At 70.1% G+C, this 241-nt stretch carries 1 pseudogene; it reads left to right on the forward strand.

Annotated features, from left to right (window positions below):
• Positions 1-241 (forward strand): annotated as a pseudogene (locus KVS69_RS20380) (hypothetical protein); the annotation flags it as partial.

Consider the following 241-nt stretch of genomic DNA (forward strand, 5'->3'; position numbering starts at 1 on the left):
CTGCCCACCACGCGGCTGCAGCAGCGCTACGCCGACCGCATCACCGGCAGTCTCACGATCCCCGGCCGCGAACGCCGCTAGGCGCCGATCGCGGCCGATGTGCCCGCCGCGCTGACCGCCGCGCTGAAGGCGCGCGGCATCGAGCAGCTGTACAGCCACCAGGCCGAAGCATGGGAAGCTAGGCAAGCGCCTCAGCAGATACCCATGCTCATCGCCACCCCCACCCCCAAGTCACCTTCCT

Origin of the sequence: Stenotrophomonas sp. GbtcB23 (assembly GCF_019091045.1) — a bacterium.
Lineage (GTDB): Bacteria > Pseudomonadota > Gammaproteobacteria > Xanthomonadales > Xanthomonadaceae > Stenotrophomonas > Stenotrophomonas rhizophila_A.